1 protein-coding gene is annotated in these 583 nt (G+C 31.0%); it reads left to right on the top strand.

From position 1 onward, the window contains the following. A partial coding sequence (locus IE142_RS40135) for an arginase family protein (RefSeq protein ID WP_191889486.1) occupies positions 1 to 282 on the top strand: 282 nt, incomplete at its 5' end. Positions 283 to 583 lie beyond the last annotated feature (301 nt).

The raw sequence follows: 583 nt of genomic DNA, 5'->3' as shown, positions 1-583 counted from the left end.
GTATCTCCCCCCATTAAAGATATGATAGAACGTTTTATCCATAATCATGATACGGTTATGTTCACAATTTGCATGGATGTAGTAGATAGTGCATTTGCACCAGGAGTCAGTGCACCAGCTGTCCTAGGAATATATCCACATACAGTTTTCGAACTTGCTAAACGGGTCATTCCAAGTGAAAAAGTAAAATCTATAAGTATAGCTGAAATGAATCCGACGTATGATTCAGATCAAAGAACTGCTAAATTAGTTGCTAATTTAGTACATCATTGTTTAATTTAAAGTTAGAAGTCGTCATGTAAAAATTTAATAATTTTAGATATATTTAGTTTCAAAATGCCTGTGATATTCGTTGATGTCTCGGGCATTTTAACATTTTGACAGTTTATGACTGAATGAGAAATAGCGTGTTAATCACTAATTAAAATGTCACACTTGTTGTCGTAATCGTACTAACCATTTATTGTGAAGATTGTTCATTTTAATATGAAAGAGAATTTTTAATGCATTTTTATCATATATTCCGATAAGCTAGGCAGTAATTAATGATAAATGTGACTGTTTAAAAATGTTTTCGCTTTTT

The organism is Streptomyces mutabilis, assembly GCF_014649815.1.
Classification (GTDB): domain Bacteria; phylum Actinomycetota; class Actinomycetes; order Streptomycetales; family Streptomycetaceae; genus Streptomyces; species Streptomyces mutabilis.
The sequence above is the reverse complement of the archived record's forward strand: the minus strand, read 5'-3'. Positions and strand labels throughout refer to the sequence as shown.